This window comes from Gymnodinialimonas sp., assembly GCF_059726805.1.
On sequence record NZ_AP041059.1, the window covers coordinates 3,303,521 to 3,320,586 of the forward strand.

Below are 17,066 nucleotides of genomic sequence, written 5' to 3' on the forward strand. Positions count from 1 at the left end.
GACCGAAAGACGCCAGATGACCCTCCAGCAACCCAAGATCGACCTAAGCCCCAAAGTCTCGGACGAGATCCGCAAGACGACCTGTTACATGTGCGCCTGCCGCTGCGGGATCAACGTGCATATGAAGGAAGGTAAAGTCGCCTATATCGAGGGCAACCGGGACCATCCGGTGAACCAGGGCGTGCTCTGTGCCAAGGGCAGCGCGGGGATCATGCAGGTCAATGCGCCGTCGCGCCTGAAAGCGCCGATGAAGCGGGTGGGTCCGCGCGGGTCCGGTGAGTTTGAGGAGATTTCGTGGGACGAGGCCTACGGCATCGCCGAGGGCTGGCTGCGCCCGATCCGGGAGGAGGACCCGTCGAAGCTGGCGTTCTTCACGGGCCGTGATCAGTCGCAGTCGTTTACCAGTTTCTGGGCGCAGAATTTCGGCACGCCCAATTATGCGGCCCACGGGGGCTTCTGTTCGGTCAACATGGCGGCGGCGGGCATCTACACCATGGGCGGCGCGTTCTGGGAGTTCGGCCAGCCCGATTGGGACCACACCAAGCTGTTCATGCTGTTCGGCGTGGCCGAGGATCACGACAGCAACCCGATCAAGATGGGTCTGGGCAAGATCAAGGCGCGCGGGGCGAAGGTGATTGGCGTTAACCCCATTCGGAGCGGGTATAATGCCGTGGCGGACGAATGGGTTGGCATCACGCCGGGCACCGACGGCTTGTTCATTCTGGCGATGGTGCATTGCCTGATGAAGGCGGGAAAGATCGACTTGGATTACCTGGCGCGGTGGACGAATGCGCCGGTGTTGGTGGATTCTGAGACCGGGCTTTTGTTGCGCGATAAGGACGGAAAGGAGCAGGTGATTGACCGGGCGACGGGCAAGCTGACGGCCTTTGACAAGCCCGGCGTGCAGCCTGATTTGTCAGCGACGCATGAGGGGCACAAGCCCGTCCTGCATCTGATGGCCGAGCGCTATATGTCCGACGAATACGCGCCCGAGGCCGTGGCCGAGCGTTGCGGGATTTCGGCGGATCGCATTCGGGCGATTGCGGCAGAGCTTGCGCGGGTGGCGTTTGAGGAGAGCTTTGAGCTGCCGATTGAGTGGACGGATTTCCGGGGTGAAAAGCACACGTCGATGACGGCGCGGCCGGTGGCGATGCATTCGATGCGCGGGATCAGTGCCCATGCCAATGGCTTCCAGACCTGCCGCGCGCTGCATGTCTTGCAGATCATGCTCGGCACCGTGGAGGCGCCCGGCGGCTTCCGCTTCAAGCCGCCCTACCCCAAGCCGTCGAAGATCCACCCCAAGCCCCACTGCAAGGTGACGCCCGGCGCGCCGCTGGACGGACCGCATTTGGGGTTCGTGCATGGGCCAGAGGACTTGGCGCTGAAAGAGGACGGCACGCCTGCGCGCATCGACAAGGCCTTCACCTGGGAAAACCCGATGAGCGCCCATGGCCTCATGCATATGGTGATCTCCAACGCCCACGCGGGCGACCCGTACAAGATCGACACGCTGTTCATGTATATGGCGAATATGTCGTGGAACTCGTCGATGAACACCGGCGGCGTGATGGAGATGCTGACGGACAAAGGCGAGGACGGCGAATACGTCATCCCGCACATCATCTATTCCGATGCTTACAGCTCCGAAATGGTCGCCTACGCCGACCTGATCCTGCCCGACACGACGTATCTGGAGCGGCACGATTGCATCTCGCTCCTGGATCGCCCGATCTGCGAAGCCGACGGCCTCGCAGACGCGATCCGCTGGCCGGTGATCGAGCCGGATCGCAACGTGAAGGGCTTCCAATCGGCGCTGTGTGACCTGGGCGCGCGCCTGGGCCTGCCCGGGTTCACGAACGAGGACGGCTCCCAGAAATACGCCGACTACGGCGACTATATCGTCAACCACATCCGCAAACCGGGCATCGGCCCGCTCGCCGGATGGCGCGGCGAGAACGGCGATAAGTCGGGCCGCGGCGACGTGAACCCCGACCAGCTGAACCAATATATCGAGAACGGCGGCTTCTTCGTGTCCCACGTCCCCGACGGCGCACAATACATGAAGCCCTGGAACAATGCCTACCAGGATTGGGCGGTGGAAATGGGCCTCTACGACGCGCCCCAGCCCTACCTCTTCACCCTCTACGTCGAGCCGATGCAAAAGTTCCGCCGCGCCGCCGAAGGCCATGGCGACATCCAGCCGCCCGAGCACCTGCGCGAGCGCGTCCAAGAGAATATGGACCCGCTCCCCTTCTGGTCCGACCCCGCCCCGGCCAACCACGGCGACGACTACCCGATCACCGCGCTGACCCAACGGCCCATGGCCATGTACCACTCCTGGGGCACCCAAAACGCCTGGCTGCGCCAGCTCCACGGCCATAACCCGCTCTACCTCCCCACAAACCTCATGAAGGCCAACGACCTGAAAGACGGCGACTGGGCCAAAGTCACCTCCCCCCACGGCACCATCACCGTCCCGGTGATGGAGATGGCCGCGCTCAACGAGAATACCGTCTGGACCTGGAACGCCATCGGCAAACGCAAGGGCGCCTGGGCGCTCGACAAGGACGCGCCCGAGGCCACCAAAGGGTTCCTCCTGAACCACCTGATCCACGAGCTCCTGCCCGCCAAAGGCGATGGCCTCCGCTGGACCAACTCGGACCCGATTACCGGCCAGGCCGCATGGTTCGACCTCAAGGTCCGCATCGAAAAGGCCCCCGCCCAGACGGAAAGCCAACCCGCGATGCCACCGATCAAATCTCCGGTCGGCCAAGGCCCCAAGGACCTCGCGTGGAAGGTGGGCAAATGATGACAGCGCCCCAAACCAAAGCGCCCACGCCCCTCCTTCCCCGTTCCAGAAATATCCTGGGGGGTCCGGGGGGCAGAGCCCCCCGGCCGGTCGCTCGCGAAGCGAGCGAAACACCCCGAGCAGCAAGGCAATACCCATGACCCAGCTTCCCACCAGCACCGCCAAAAAACTCGGCCTCGTGATCGACCTTGATACCTGCGTCGGCTGCCACGCCTGTGTGATCTCCTGCAAAGGCTGGAACACCGAAAACTACGGCGCTCCGCTTAGCGACCAGGACGCCTACGGCGCCAACCCCACGGGCACCTTCCTGAACCGCGTGCACTCCTACCAGGTGCAGCCGCTCGCGACCTCGGCCAAGCCACACCCGGCGGCCCAGACCATCCACTTCCCGAAATCCTGCCTCCATTGCGAGGATGCGCCCTGCGTCACCGTTTGCCCCACCGGCGCCTCCTACAAGCGCGAGGAAGACGGCATCGTTCTGGTGAACGAGACCGACTGCATCGGCTGTGGCCTCTGCGCCTGGGCCTGCCCCTACGGCGCGCGCGAGCTGGATCAGGACGAAGGCGTGATGAAGAAATGCACGCTCTGCGTCGACCGGATCTACAACGAGAACCTCGAAGAGGTGGACCGCGTGCCGTCTTGCGTGCGCACCTGCCCCGCGGGCGCGCGCCACTTCGGGGATCTGGGCGATCCCGACAGTGATGTCTCACAACTCGTCAAAGAGCGCGGCGGCATGGACCTGATGCCCGAGCAAGGCACAAAGCCGGTCAACCAATACCTGCCCCCGCGCCTCAAGGACGATCTGCCTGAGTTTGACGTCTTGGCCCCCTACCTGGAGCCGGTGGCCGAAAACCCCGGCGGCTTTATCAGTTGGTTGGACAAGGCGCTTGATGCCATGCCCGGCAGCAAGGGAGCGAACTGATGCATCCAGCCCCGTCCGTCATCATCTTCACCACCCTCTCGGGCCTCGGCTTCGGCCTTCTGGTCTTCCTGGGTCTCGGCATGCCTGCGGTCACGGGCTTCATGGCGTTCCTCTTCTTTGCCATCGCCTATGTGCTGGCCGTGGGTGGGCTTTTGGCCTCCACCTTCCACTTGGGCCACCCGGAGCGGGCATGGAAGGCGTTCTCGCAATGGCGCTCCAGCTGGCTGTCGCGTGAGGGGATCTGCGCGGTCGCGGCCCTGCTGGTCATGGCGGTCTACGGCGCGGGCCTCGTCTTCGCGGACACATCGCTCACGGTGATAGGCTGGCTCGGCGCGCTTTTGTCGCTCGCCACGGTCTTCACCACCTCGATGATCTACGCACAGATGAAAACCGTGCCGCGCTGGCACATGCCCTGGACGCCGGCGAAGTTCCTCACCCTGTCCCTGGCAGGCGGCGCGCTTCTGGCCGGGCAAGTGAGCTTGGCCATCGTACTTCTACTGCTGGCGGGCGCCATCACCATTGCCACCTGGATCATCGGCGACGGCGCCTTCGCGAAATCCGGCACCGATATGGAGACGGCCACGGGCCTCGGTTCCATCGGGAAAGTCACCGCGTTCGAGCCGCCGCACACCGGCACCAACTATCTGATGCGCGAGTTCATCCACGTCGTCGGCCGCAAACACGCCCTGAAACTGCGCGTGATCGCCGCCGTGCTGGCCTTCGGCCTGCCGATCCTGCTCCTCCTCCTGCCCTTCGGGCATGTCCTGGCAGCACTCGCCGTGATCAGCCACATCGCAGGCGTCGCGGTGGCACGCTGGCTGTTTTTTGCAGAGGCCGAGCACGTGGTGGGGCTCTATTACGGGAAGCGGTGACACGACCGCCGTGACAGCCCTGTCGACCGTTGACCTAGGCGATGTGTCCGACGCGGCCCTGGACGCGCTCGCCTCTCTGACGGTGTCCGCGCAACAGGACATCCATGGCGGCTCCTTTACCGAGTCGCTGGAGGCCTGGCACAAGGGGCCGCGCGATTGCGTGCTAGGCCTTGCCATCCTTCATGCTGAAACGCCCGTGGGCCTCTGCCTGTTCAAACGCCCGCCCGCGTCCCCGGATTGGGCGCGGACGGCCTCTGCCACCTGCCACGGCCTGAAGATCGCGACGCCCTGGCAAGGCCGGGGCTGGGGACATGCCGCCTTCGCACTGTGTGTGCGGCACATGGGGCGGGTCTGGCCCGACGTGGATCGTTTGATGCTGGCCGTTGACGCGGATAATCACGCGGCTCTCAAGGTCTATCGTGGATTTGGCATGACCGAGCCCGGGCCAATCGAACAGGGGCGCGTGGGGCCAGAGCACCGGCTCGAAATACGGATGAGCGACATCGCACTCTAGGGGATTGCCACGGCCCGCCGCCAATTCTGCGAAGCTATTTCTTGGCTGGTCGCTTGTTAGTTACAAAAGTAACCGTTATGACCCTTTCAACGCGAATGGGAGACGCTGCCATGAATGTCCAAACGACCCCCCGCCCGATGACCCAGGCCCCCAGCCACCCGGGCCCGCACGAGGGCTACATGCCCGGCTTCGGCAATGATTTCGAGACGGAGGCGCTGCCTGGCGCCCTGCCCCAGGGCATGAACTCGCCCCAGAAGGTGAACTACGGGCTTTACGGAGAGCAACTCTCCGGCACTGCCTTCACCGATGTGCGGCCCGAGCGGACCTGGTGTTACCGCATTCGGCCCTCCGTCAAGCACTCGCATCGGTATGAGAAGATCGACCTGCCGCAGTGGAAATCGGCACCTTGTGTTGATCCGGATGTGATCTCGCTTGGGCAATATCGGTGGGACCCGGTGCCGCATCAGAACGCGCCGCTGACCTGGCTGACGGGCATGCGCACGATGACGACGGCAGGGGACGTGAACACCCAAGTGGGCATGGCGACCCATGTCTATCTGGTGACGCAGTCGATGGTGGATGACTACTTCTTTTCCGCCGATTCCGAGATGTTGGTGGTGCCCCAGGAAGGCCGCCTGCGCTTCGCCACGGAACTGGGGATCATCGACGTGGAACCCCAGGAAATCGCGATCCTGCCGCGCGGGTTGGTGTACCGGGTGGAGGTGCTCGACGGCCCCGCGCGCGGGTTTGTCTGCGAGAACTATGGCCAGAAGTTTGAACTGCCCGGGCGCGGGCCTATTGGCGCCAACTGCATGGCCAACCCGCGTGATTTCAAAGCGCCCGTGGCGGCCTATGAGGACCGCGAGGTGCCCTCGACCATCACCATCAAATGGTGCGGGCAGTTCCATACCAGCCAGATCGCCCAAAGCCCGCTCGACGTGGTGGCCTGGCACGGCAACTACGCGCCCTACAAGTATGATCTGAAGACCTATTGCCCCGTGGGCGCGATCCTGTTCGACCACCCCGACCCGTCGATCTTCACCGTGCTGACCGCGCCGTCGGGCCAGCCGGGCACGGCGAACATCGACTTCGTGCTGTTCCGCGAGCGCTGGATGGTGGCCGAAGATACCTTCCGCCCGCCGTGGTATCACAAGAACATCATGTCCGAGCTGATGGGCAACATCTATGGCCAGTACGACGCGAAACCCAAGGGCTTCATCCCCGGCGGCATCTCGCTGCACAACATGATGATCCCCCACGGGCCGGATCAGCAGGCCTTTGAAGGCGCCTCCAATGCGGACCTCGGGCCCGAGAAGCTGGACAACACGATGTCGTTCATGTTCGAGACCCGGTTCCCCCAACACCTGACGCCCTTCGCGGCGAACGAAGCCCCGCTGCAGGACGACTACATCGACTGCTGGGAGACGCTGGAGAAGAAGTTCGACGGAACGCCGGGGAAGAAATGATGGGCCTGGGGCTTGGTGGCGTCGCGATCGTTGCGGGGGGGCTCGCCATTGCGCGCGCGGGGATGGCGCACAGGTCCATGACGGCGGACGGGACCGACCCATGACGCTGTTTGCCTGGATCCTGACAGGTCTCGTGATCACGGCCTCCATCGCCTTTCCGGTGGCGCTCGTCGCGATTGCACGACACATGGGCACGCGCCCGGTGGACCGGGCCCCGGCCCCGGTTCCCCCAACATCAGACCGATGAAACCGATCGCTTGGGAGGGCGAGACATGGCTTATGTAGATGGATTTGTGATACCGGTGAAAGCCGACCAAAAGGACGCCTATGTGGACGCCGCGCGCCAGATCATCGCGCTTTACCGCGAACACGGGGCGCAACGCTGCGTCGAGACCTGGGCCGAGGGCATGGATCCCGGCGCGCAGACGTCGTTTCCCCGCGCCGTTCAGGCCGGTGAAGGCGACGCGGTGGTCTTCTCCTGGATGGAGTTTCCCGACAAAGCCGCCAGCGACGCGGCACACCAGGCCGTCTGGTCCGATCCCCGGGCCGAAGCGGTGATGGCCAGCGGCCTCGTCGATGGAAAGCGGATGATCATGGGTGGGTTTGACGTGCTGCTCGATATCTCATGATCCTCTATTCCTACTGGCGCTCCACCACCTCGTACCGCGTGCGCGCGGCCCTGAACCTCAAGGGCCTCGCCTATGAGACGCGCGCCGTTGACCTTGTGGCGGGCGATCAGCGTGCCGCTAGCTACACCGCGCTGAACCCCGGACGGGGCGTGCCGACGCTGGTGCTGGACCCCGATGACAATGGCGACGCGGTGCTAACCCAAAGCCTCGCGATCATCGACTACCTCGATACCGTCTATCCCGAACCGGCCCTTCTGCCGTCTCAGCCCCTCCTCCGCTCCCGCGTCCTCGCAGCTGCCCATTGTGTGGCGATGGACATCCACCCGGTGAACAACCTGCGCGTGATAGGCCACCTGAAGGCCCGCCACGCCGCCTCGCCCGAGGATGCCACCGAGTGGATGTGCCACTGGATGGCAGAGGGGTTCACCGCCCTGGAAGCCCTGCTGCCCGAGCGCGAGACCTTCGCCTTCACCGATACGCCGAGCCTCGCCGATCTCTGCATCGTGGCACAGGTCTATAACGCCCGCCGCTGGGGCCTGTCGCTGGACCCCTTCCCCAAGATCGCCCGTGTCGAGGCCGCCTGCCGTGCCACCCCTGAAATTGCCGCCGCCGCCCCCGAAAACCAACCCGACGCGCCATAGCGCCCTCCCTTTCATCTTGCCCAAAAAACTCCCCCCGGAGGGCCGATCCCCCTCCAGAACCACGAAAGCCCTTCATGTCCGACCTGATCCAAAGCTGGCTCACCTCCGCCAATTCAGCCACCACCGACTTCCCCCTGAACAACCTGCCCTACGGCGTCTTTTCCGTGGATGACGGCGACCTGCGCTGTGGCGTGGCGATCGGCGACCGCATCGTGGACGCCACGGGGCTGGAGGCCGCGGGTATCCTGCGCGCCGATCCCGAGGCAGAGGTCCTCGACGCCCCGTTCTGGAACGATTTCATGGAGTTGGGCCCCAAAGCCTGGTCCAGCTACCGCGCCGCCCTGACCGCCATGCTGGCCGCAGACGCCTCGGACGACGCCCAGGATGCGATCACCACCTACTCCGTCCCGATGGCCGAGGCGACGCTGCACATGCCGTTCCGCGTCGCGGAATACACCGACTTCTACGCCGGCCGCCACCACGCCACCAACGTCGGCACCATGTTTCGCGGCGCCGAAAACGCCCTGCCGCCCAACTGGCTGCACATGCCCATCGGCTACAATGGCCGCGCCTCATCCGTCGTGGTATCCGGCACCGACATCCGCCGCCCCTGGGGCCAGCTGAAAGCCCCCGATGCCGACGCGCCGATCTTCGCGCCGTCCAAACGCTTCGACATCGAGCTGGAATTGGGCGCCGTGGTCGGCACGCCCTCGGATGGTCCGCTCACCGTCGATCAGGCCAACGCCAATATCTTCGGCTATGTGCTGCTGAACGATTGGTCCGCGCGGGACATCCAGGCCTGGGAATACCAGCCCCTTGGACCGTTCCAAGCCAAGGCCACCGCCACGACCATCAGCCCCTGGATCGTTCCAGCCGAGGCGCTGGCCCCTTTCCGCACCGCCACGCCGCCGCGCGAACGCGCCCTCCTGCCCCACCTCACGGACACCACGCCGATGAACCACGACATCGCCCTGTCCGTGACCCTGAACGGCGAAGAGATCGCCCACACCAACGCCAACGAGCTCTATTATTCCGCCGCCCAGCAACTGGCCCACCACGCCACCGCGGGCTCACCCATGCGCGCCGGTGACCTTCTGGGCTCCGGCACGATCTCAGGCCCTGAAAAGGAAAACCGCGGCTCGCTCCTGGAGCTTTCCTGGGGCGGCAAGGAACCGATTGAAACCACCTCCGGCCCCCGCACCTTCATCGAAGACGGCGACACCCTGGCCCTCCACGGCGCCTCAAAAGGCAACGGCTACCAAATCGGCTTCGGCCCCTGCGTCGGCACAATCCTGCCCGCCGCCAAAGACCCTTTCGCAACCTGACCCTTTCCCCGTTCTTCAAATATCACTGCCGGAGGCTCCCGAAATCAGCCACGGCCCCCACCGTAGGATACCTGCCCCATGGCCAAAGCTTTTGCCTCCCAAGGCGACATGACCGAGAAAACCATCACCTTCGACGAGATCGGCGAAGGCCTCTATGCCTTCACCGCGGAAGGCGACCCAAATTCCGGCGTCATCATCGGCGACGATTCCGTGATGATCGTGGAGGCTCAGGCCACGCCGCGTCTTGCGCAAAAGGTCATCGACTGCGTGCGCACCGTGACCGACAAGCCGATCTCCCACCTCGTGCTGACCCATTATCACGCCGTCCGCGTCCTTGGCGCCTCGGCCTACAACGCGGATCAAATCATCATGTCCGACACCGCCCGCGGCATGGTGATGGAGCGGGGGCAAGAGGATTGGGACAGCGAATTTCAACGCTTCCCGCGCCTTTTTGAGGGGCATGAAAGCATCCCCGGCCTGACCTACCCCACCACCACCTTTTCCGACGCGATGACCGTCTACCTTGGCTCGCGCCGCGTCGATATCTCTCACATCGGCCGTGCCCATACGGCGGGCGACGCCGTCATCCATGTGCCCGACGCCAACGTGCTTTTTACCGGTGATATCGTCGAAGACCACTCCGCCTGCTACTGCGGCGACGGCCACTTCGCCGACTGGGGCAGCACGCTCGACAACATCGCCGCGTTTCAGCCCGACGCGATCGCACCGGGCCGGGGCGCGGCCCTGATCGGCGAGGGCCCCGTCGCCCGCGCCATCGCCTCCACCCGCGATTTCGTGAATTCCACCTATGCCCCCGCCGCCCGCGTTGCGGCCAAAAACGGCACCCTGAAAGACGCCTGGGACGCCGTCCGCGCGGCCTGCGACCCGAAATTTTCCGACTACGCGATCTATGAACACTGCCTGCCCTTCAACGTCGCCCGCGCCTATGACGAAGCGCGCGGCATCGCCCACCCCCGCATCTGGACTGACAAGCGCGACATCGAAATGTGGGAAGAACTCCAAGGCTAATCCCTCTAAGCTGCGAGGACGGGCGGCGCTCCGGCAGGAGCGTCCGCCTGGAGGAGCGGCAGGACCGTCTGCCCGCAGGAGCGCCCCCCGAAGCCCCAAAACAACCGCCAAAGGCCCCCATGACCCTTTCCCTTTTCTCCCGCATGGCCCGCAACAACGCCTATGCCAACGACGCGCTCCTCTCGGCGACCGCCACCCTGTCGGATGCCGAGTTCAACGCGCCGCGAACCGGCTTCTTCCCCTCCCTGCGCCTGACGCTCGGTCATATCTACCTCGTGGACCTGTTCTACCTCGATGCCCTGACCCTCGGCGGACGCGGTCGCGCGATTTTTTCGGAAGAGGCCGAACCCGCCACGGCGACAGAGCTCAAATCGCTGCAGGCCGCGGCCGACGCCCGCCTCATCGCCTTTTGCGACGCCGGTATTTTGCCCACGGCCATGACCACCGTCGATTGGACAGGCGGGCCCGCCACAGAGCCCACCGAGTCGATCCTCCTGCACCTGTTCCAGCACCAGATCCACCACCGGGGCCAGGCCCACGGGATGCTGTCGGGCACCGATGTGGCGCCGCCCCAACTCGACGAATTCTTCCCGGTCTTCGACCGCGCCCCGTCCGCACAACGTTTTTGGGAGGTCTAACCATGGTCGGCGCCACCTACGCCCTTGCCCACGAGCTCTACCCCTATGCGCCGGTCCCCGACCAGGACCGCGTCGCGCATCATCCCGTCATCATCATCGGGGGCGGTCCCATCGGTGTGGCGACTGGCATTGACCTCGCCCAGAAAGGCACGCCCGCCCTGATCCTGGATGACCACGACGGTATCGGCCAGGGCTCCCGCGCGATCTGCTTTGCCAAACGCACCCTGGAGATCGCCGACCGCCTCGGCGCGGGCGCGCCCATGCGCGACAAGGGCGTGGTGTGGAACGTGGGCCGGGTGTTTCACGGCGACGATGAGGTCTTCAACTTCAATCTTCTACCAGAAGATGGCCACCGCAACCCCGCTTTCATCAACCTGCAACAGCCCTACTTCGAGAAGTTCCTCGTCGACCAGCTTCGCACCCTGGAGGCGACGGGCAAGCCGATCGAAATCCGGGGCCGCAACGTTGTCACGGCGCTGGAACAGGACGCCGAGAAGGTCACGCTCACCGTGGATACGCCGGACGGTCCCTACCAGATGACGGCGGATTACGTCGTGGCCTGCGACGGCGCGCGCTCGCCCACGCGCGACATGATGGGCCTCAGCTTCGATGGCCGCGTGTTCGAGGATAACTTCCTGATCGCAGACGTTAAAATGACCGCCCCCTTCCCGACCGAGCGGTGGTTCTGGTTCGAGCCGCCGCTGTCAAACGCGCCACAATCGGCGCTGCTTCACAAGCAGCCCGATGACGTCTGGCGCATCGACTTCCAGCTGGGGTGGGACATCGACCGGGCCGCCGAGCTGTCGGAAGGTAAAATCCGGAACCGCATCGATGAATTCCTGCCCGAAGGCACGGAGTATGAGCTGGTCTGGACCTCGATCTACACCTTCCAATGCCGCCGGATGACGCGTTTCCGCCACGACCGGGTGATCTTTGCGGGCGACGCGGCGCATCAGGTCTCGCCCTTCGGGGCGCGCGGCGCGAACTCCGGCATGCAGGATGCCGATAACCTGGCCTGGAAACTGGATCTCGTCCTCAAAGGCCACGCGCCCGATAGCCTGCTGGAAACCTACCACGACGAGCGCGCCCATGGCGCCGATGAGAACATCCTCAACTCCACCCGCGCCACGGATTTCCTGACGCCGAAATCGGACATCTCCAAGATCTTCCGAAACGCGGTTCTTACCCTGGCCAAGGACCAGGCCTTCGCGCGGCCCCTGGTCAACTCGGGCCGCCTGTCGGTGCCCTGCACCTACGACGGCCTGCCGCTCAACACCGAAGACGGTTTGCCAGATGGCCCCGCGCGCACGCGCCCCGGGTCCCCCTGCCCCGACGCGCCGGTGGGCGACGGCTTTCTGCTCGATCATCTGCCGGGCCAGTTCACCGTTTTGGCCCTCAACACCGAGGCGTCCGAGGTGCTCCACGCGCTGCCCGTCAACGCCGTGACCCTGTCCGATCCCTCGCCCGCGCTGCGCGCGCGCTACCTTGGTGACGCGGCAAGCGCGCTCTACCTGATCCGGCCCGACCAACACGTCGCCGCGCGGTGGGACAAAGCCACGCCCGCCCAGATCCTCGACGCCCTCAACACTGCCACAGGCCAGCCATGACCCTGAATTCCGAGCCCAACATCCCCGACCCGGACGGTTTTTATGATGAGCTTCTTGCCGCCCATGCGGGCCTCAGCAAGGAACAATCCGATGCGCTGAACGCACGCCTGATCCTGATCCTCGCCAACCACATCGGAGACCGCGCAACCCTGCGCGAGGCCCTCATGGCCGCAAAAACACCGTGACTTGAACCGCCCCGCTTCATCTTGCCAGAAAAACTCTCCCCGAAGGGTCGGACAGCCCCAAGCGCCTACAAATCGCAGAAGAAATGCAACTGGTGGCCCGCCAGATCGGTCACCGTGAACTGGCGCAAACCCCAGGGCGTGTCCGCCAGGGGCCCGGTGATCTCGGCACCGCGTTCGGCCAAATCGCCATGAACGGCGTCCACATCCCTGCAGAAGATCCACAGCACGTTGGACTGAATATCCCCATCCACCTCCCGCAGGAAAATAGCCGCCTCACCGTGGGCCACGCCGCCAATGCGCCCGCCCTCGTGGTGCCACTTCACCTCGAACCCCAAGGTATCGCGGTAATACGCCTGTGCCTCCTGCACAGAGCGGACGGGCAGCGCGACTGTCGGTTGAGCAATTTGCACCATGGGGGCATCCTAGCACGGTCGCCCAAATTCCTTGCAAGGAATTTGCCAGAGCCTTGCAAGGCTCTGGGCGCCTACATCAGATGTTGGAAATCAGGATGGGCCGCGAAGCGCCATTTGCGCAGCGGGCCTGCCATGACGTTGAGGTAATACATCTCCACCCCGTAGGGCGCGCCGCAGGGATGGTGCCCGCGCGGCACCAGCACTACGTCTCCGTCGCCCACCGCCATCGTCTCGTCCAGGGACCCGTCCTCGGTGAATACCCGCTGGATGCCGAACCCGGAAGCCGGGTTAAGCCTATGATAATACGTCTCTTCGAGGTGGGTGATCCTTGGGAAATCATCCTCGTCATGGCGGTGCGGCGGGTAGCTGGACCAATGGCCTGCGGGGGTGAAAACCTCTGTCACCAGCAGGCTGTCGGCCACGTCGCGGCCCTCCATGGCGATGTTGTGGATGTGGCGCAGGTTGGTGCCTTCGCCCCGGTCCTCCATCGCGATCCCCTCGGGCCCCAGCACCTGCGCCGGGCGCGCGCCATCTCCGGGGGCAGAGCAGACGGCGACGGTGCAATCCGTCACCGCCTCCACGCGCCAGGGGGCGCCGCCGGGCACGTAAACGCAGGCCGGGGGCGTCTTCTCGAACACGGACATCCGGTCGCCGATCTCTCCGAAATCCACACCGCCGCCCGAGGCCGCCACGCGCCCCTCCACCACCACCAGGATGACCTCGCGGCCATCGACGCCGCCCTCGGCCACGCCCCCGGGGGCGAGGTGCCAGAGGTCGAAGCCCACATAGCGCCAGCCCGCGGATTTGGGCGTGATCGCATGGACCTGGCCGCTGGTGCCGGTGGGTTTGCGCAACAGATCGCTCATGATTTGCCCCTTTGACGCGCCGCCTGCGCATCGAGCGCGGCGTTGAAATCCTCCGCCGTCATACCCTCTTGCAGCGCGCGGTGGAACAGCTGCGCCATGGTTTCGGGCGCCAGACCGCCCACGGGCGGGTCTGTGTCCAGGCTGGTCGGAAACGCATAACCCTCTGCCGTGCAGGCAATCGCCGCCGTGGTGCGCGCGTCGGGCCCGCGCCCGCGCAGGACCGGGAACAGCGCCTTGCACATGGCGCGCCGGTCCACGGTTTCCATCGCGCGCCCGAAGGCGGAGGAGACCTGCAACAGGTTCGCCATCCGGTGAATATCGCCCGAGGTATTGGCCCCCGCGCCGTGGAACAGCGCCGGGTTGAAGAACAGCGCGTCGCCTTTGTGCAGCGGCACCTGCACGTAATGCGCCTCGAAAAACGCGGCCACCTCGGGCCTGCGGTAGGCCATGTAGCCGGCCCCGAAAAGCTGTGAGAATGGCAAAAGCTTCGTCGGCCCGCTTTCCACCGGCATATCGCAATGGGCGATGCCGCCCTGCAGGGTCATCGCCTGGCTGAGGTGATGGACATGGGCGGGGAACGCCGCCGCCCCCGCTGCGGTCTCGAAGCCCAGATGGTAGTCACGGTGGGCGGTCTGCGCCTGCCCGCCGGGGCGGACCACGTTGACCTGCGCGGTCATCTGGAAGGCGGGGCCCAGCCAGGCCTCGGACGCGGCCTCGATCCCGGGCGCGCCATAGTAGCGGGCGTAGTTTTCGGGATCGATCAGGCAGTGCTTTTCCAACACGTTCCAGATCCGCGAATTGGCGCCCGCCGTGGCGAAGTGATCCGCCTTGGTGCCGGTGTCGGCCTCTGCGGCGATGATCTGATTGAAGATCTCCGTCGCGCGGTCGATGGCGTCGTGGTCGGCCTGCGCCTGACGCAGGACAATGGCGCCGGAGGCCTGGCCCAACACCCAGGCCCACTCGGCCATCAGTGCATTGCGATGGCGCGGGTCGTCCAACATGTCCGCCAGGGCGGGCATGTCGTAGATCGGGACATTGCCTTCGGGCGCGGTGGCGTTGGGCACCTCGGCGGGCGCCAAGGCGCGCCCGCAGATCTCCGCCAACTCCTCCAGCGTGCCGCTGTCCTCGTCGTAATAGCCCGCAGCGCTCATACGGTGCCGCCGAGCGAGCCCTCCAGCTGCGCCATCTCCTGGCCACCGGCCATGAGGTCTTGCAGCTCTTCCGGCGTGATCTCTCCGCGTGCCGCGGTGCCGAGCGTCTTGCCCCGGTTCAGCACCGTGAACCGGTCCCCCACGGCCAGCGCGTGGCGCACGTTGTGAGTGATGAACACCACCCCGATGCCCGCCTTGCGGACCCGGTCGACCGTGGCCAGCACGTTGGAGGTCTGGCGCACGCCGAGCGCCGAGGTCGGCTCGTCCAGGATCAGCACCTTGGCCCCGAAATAGACCGCACGCGCAATGGCGACGGTCTGGCGTTCCCCGCCCGAAAGCGTGCCGACCGCCTGATCGGGGGAGCGCAGGTTGATCCCCATCTTCTTCATCTCGGCCATGGTGGTGGAATTGGCCTTCTCGAAATCGATCATCCCGAAGCGCTTCACGGGCTCGCGCCCCATCCAGAAGTTGCGGGTGACGGACATCAGCGGGATCATCGCAAGGTCTTGATACACCGTGGCAATCCCCGCCTCCATGCTGTCGCGGGGGGAGGCGAAGTTCATCTCCTTCCCCTCGAACAGGATCGTCCCGTCGGTGGGCTTGTGGACGCCCGACATGGTCTTGATGAAGGTCGATTTGCCCGCGCCGTTGTCGCCCAGAAGGCAGTGGCACTCGCCCGCCTTCACGTCGAAGGACACGCCGTTGAGCGCAATCACCGGGCCGAAGTGCTTCTTGATATCGACCATCTGAACGATGGGCTCTGCGCCCATCTCGGCGTCGTGGTGGAAGGTAGACATCAGCGCTCTCCCGTGATGATGCGGCGGACGTAGGTGTTCAGGATCACCGCGAAGAGAAGGATCATGCCGAGAAACACGCGGAACAGAGAGTTCTCGACCCCGGCGAAGAAAAGGCCCTGCTGCACGACCCCGAAGATCACCGCCCCCAGCGCCGCGCCCACGACGGAACCATATCCCCCCGTCAACAACGCGCCGCCGATGACCACCGCGATGATCGCCTCAAACTCCTTCAGGATGCCCCGGTCGGCGGCGGCGGTGCCGAACTCGAACACCTGGCAGCAGGCAAAAACGGTGGAGCAGAACGCCGTCGTCATGAACATCATGATCTTCACCCGGTCCACGGGCACACCCACATAGCGTGCGGCCTGGGCGTCGCCGCCGGCGGCAAAGATCCAGTTGCCAAAGCGCGTGCGGGTCAGGATCGTGTGGCCGATGATCACCAGAACGATGGCCCAGACGATCAGCATCGGGATGCCGGTCACCACGGGCTCTCCGGCACGGGTCCCGCGTTGGAAGGTGTCGACGAGGCCGATGTCAGCCAGCCAGACAAACAGCCACTGCATGATGTCGACGTAGAAAATCGACGCCAGCCAATCGCCCTGGGCTGCATCCTCGATGCCGCCAATAATCGTCCGGCTCTCGACCGTTTGCGGGATGAAGATCGTGAAGCCCCGCAGGATGAACAGGAAGGCCAGCGTCACGATGAACGACGGCAGGCCGGTGCGCACCACGATCAACCCGTTGATCGCGCCGATGCCGATGCAGATCGCGAAGGTGATCAGGATCGCCATCCACATTGGCAGGCCCCAGACCACGCCGAACATGGCAATCGAGATGCCCGCAAAGCCGATCATCGAGCCGACGGACAGGTCGAACTCTCCGGCGACCATCAACATGCAGGCGCCCACAGCGATGATCATGAACTGCGCCGAGACCTGGCTCCAGTTCAGGATGCCTTGCGCGTTGAACATGCCGCTGTCGCCCGCCAACAGGCCAAAGAAGACGAACACCACGATGACGCCGACGATCCCGCCCAGCTCGGGCCGGATCAGCCATTTCCGCAGGCCCCCCTGGCTTTTGATGCGTTCGTCCGGCCCACCGGCCGGCCCATTCGGCGTGTCGGGCCCGCCCGCCGCGACTGGTTCCGTGTCACTCATTGCCCCGTCTCCCCGGTCATGTCGTGTTTGATTGCGTGTCTTTGG

The 17,066-nt window shown here is 65.0% G+C and carries 17 protein-coding genes; 12 read left to right on the forward strand and 5 right to left on the reverse strand.

The genetic code is table 11. The annotated features are described in order from the left end of the window. Positions 1–16 precede the first annotated feature (16 nt). The 12 genes from AC6I9R_RS16120 (at position 17) to AC6I9R_RS16175 (ending at position 12,637) form a co-directional block, all read left to right on the forward strand. Complete coding sequence (locus AC6I9R_RS16120; protein WP_461426589.1) at positions 17–2,809, forward strand: molybdopterin oxidoreductase family protein; 2,793 nt, start codon at positions 17–19, stop codon at positions 2,807–2,809. 136 nt (positions 2,810–2,945) lie between these two features. Continuing rightward, positions 2,946–3,731 carry a 4Fe-4S dicluster domain-containing protein gene (locus tag AC6I9R_RS16125; RefSeq protein ID WP_461427461.1) on the forward strand — a complete coding sequence of 262 codons (786 nt, stop codon included), beginning with the start codon at positions 2,946–2,948 and terminating at the stop codon, positions 3,729–3,731. After that, the gene (locus tag AC6I9R_RS16130; protein ID WP_461427460.1) at positions 3,731–4,603 is read left to right on the forward strand and encodes a dimethyl sulfoxide reductase anchor subunit family protein; all 873 of its coding nucleotides are present in this window, start codon (positions 3,731–3,733) and stop codon (positions 4,601–4,603) included. Before AC6I9R_RS16125 ends, AC6I9R_RS16130 begins: the two co-directional genes overlap by 1 nt. Before the next feature lie 10 nt (positions 4,604–4,613). Continuing rightward, entirely contained in the window at positions 4,614–5,117 is a 504-nt protein-coding gene (locus tag AC6I9R_RS16135) for a GNAT family N-acetyltransferase (RefSeq protein WP_497862965.1), read from the forward strand. A gap of 110 nt (positions 5,118–5,227) precedes the next feature. Next, entirely contained in the window at positions 5,228–6,583 is a 1,356-nt protein-coding gene (gene hmgA / locus AC6I9R_RS16140) for a homogentisate 1,2-dioxygenase (RefSeq protein WP_461427458.1), read from the forward strand. Between the two features lie 272 nt (positions 6,584–6,855). Then, on the forward strand, positions 6,856–7,212 hold the full coding sequence (locus tag AC6I9R_RS16145; RefSeq protein ID WP_461427457.1) for a DUF1428 domain-containing protein: 357 nt from the start codon (positions 6,856–6,858) through the stop codon (positions 7,210–7,212). Next, positions 7,209–7,853 carry a maleylacetoacetate isomerase gene (gene maiA / locus AC6I9R_RS16150; RefSeq protein ID WP_461427456.1) on the forward strand — a complete coding sequence of 215 codons (645 nt, stop codon included), beginning with the start codon at positions 7,209–7,211 and terminating at the stop codon, positions 7,851–7,853. Before AC6I9R_RS16145 ends, maiA begins: the two co-directional genes overlap by 4 nt. 74 nt (positions 7,854–7,927) lie before the next feature. Beyond that, positions 7,928–9,178: a fumarylacetoacetase gene (fahA, locus tag AC6I9R_RS16155; protein WP_461427455.1), complete on the forward strand. Its 1,251-nt coding sequence runs from the start codon at positions 7,928–7,930 to the stop codon at positions 9,176–9,178. Between the two features lie 78 nt (positions 9,179–9,256). Next, positions 9,257–10,207: an MBL fold metallo-hydrolase gene (locus AC6I9R_RS16160; RefSeq protein WP_461427454.1), complete on the forward strand. Its 951-nt coding sequence runs from the start codon at positions 9,257–9,259 to the stop codon at positions 10,205–10,207. A 119-nt stretch (positions 10,208–10,326) separates the two neighbouring features. Beyond that, positions 10,327–10,845, forward strand: a complete 519-nt coding sequence (locus AC6I9R_RS16165; protein WP_461427453.1) for a DinB family protein — start codon at positions 10,327–10,329, stop codon at positions 10,843–10,845. Between the two features lie 2 nt (positions 10,846–10,847). Then, positions 10,848–12,452: an FAD-dependent oxidoreductase gene (locus AC6I9R_RS16170; protein ID WP_461427452.1), complete on the forward strand. Its 1,605-nt coding sequence runs from the start codon at positions 10,848–10,850 to the stop codon at positions 12,450–12,452. Then, positions 12,449–12,637 (forward strand): DUF2783 domain-containing protein, encoded by a 189-nt coding sequence (locus AC6I9R_RS16175; protein ID WP_461427451.1) that lies wholly within the window; start codon positions 12,449–12,451, stop codon positions 12,635–12,637. Before AC6I9R_RS16170 ends, AC6I9R_RS16175 begins: the two co-directional genes overlap by 4 nt. 65 nt (positions 12,638–12,702) lie before the next feature. Here AC6I9R_RS16175 and AC6I9R_RS16180 read toward each other — a convergent pair whose 3' ends face one another. From AC6I9R_RS16180 to AC6I9R_RS16200, 5 genes are all read right to left on the reverse strand, one after another. Further along, positions 12,703–13,050 (reverse strand): VOC family protein, encoded by a 348-nt coding sequence (locus AC6I9R_RS16180; RefSeq protein WP_461427450.1) that lies wholly within the window; start codon positions 13,048–13,050, stop codon positions 12,703–12,705. A gap of 71 nt (positions 13,051–13,121) precedes the next feature. Further along, positions 13,122–13,916 carry a 5-deoxy-glucuronate isomerase gene (iolB, locus tag AC6I9R_RS16185; protein WP_461427449.1) on the reverse strand — a complete coding sequence of 265 codons (795 nt, stop codon included), beginning with the start codon at positions 13,914–13,916 and terminating at the stop codon, positions 13,122–13,124. Next, the gene (locus AC6I9R_RS16190) at positions 13,913–15,067 is read right to left on the reverse strand and encodes a phytanoyl-CoA dioxygenase family protein (RefSeq protein ID WP_461427448.1); all 1,155 of its coding nucleotides are present in this window, start codon (positions 15,065–15,067) and stop codon (positions 13,913–13,915) included. Before AC6I9R_RS16190 ends, iolB begins: the two co-directional genes overlap by 4 nt. Further along, a complete protein-coding gene (locus tag AC6I9R_RS16195) occupies positions 15,064–15,864 on the reverse strand; it encodes an ATP-binding cassette domain-containing protein (protein ID WP_461427447.1) in 801 nt (266 codons plus the stop codon). Before AC6I9R_RS16195 ends, AC6I9R_RS16190 begins: the two co-directional genes overlap by 4 nt. Next, positions 15,864–17,021 (reverse strand): ABC transporter permease, encoded by a 1,158-nt coding sequence (locus tag AC6I9R_RS16200; protein WP_461427446.1) that lies wholly within the window; start codon positions 17,019–17,021, stop codon positions 15,864–15,866. Before AC6I9R_RS16200 ends, AC6I9R_RS16195 begins: the two co-directional genes overlap by 1 nt. Between the last annotated feature and the right edge of the window lie 45 nt (positions 17,022–17,066).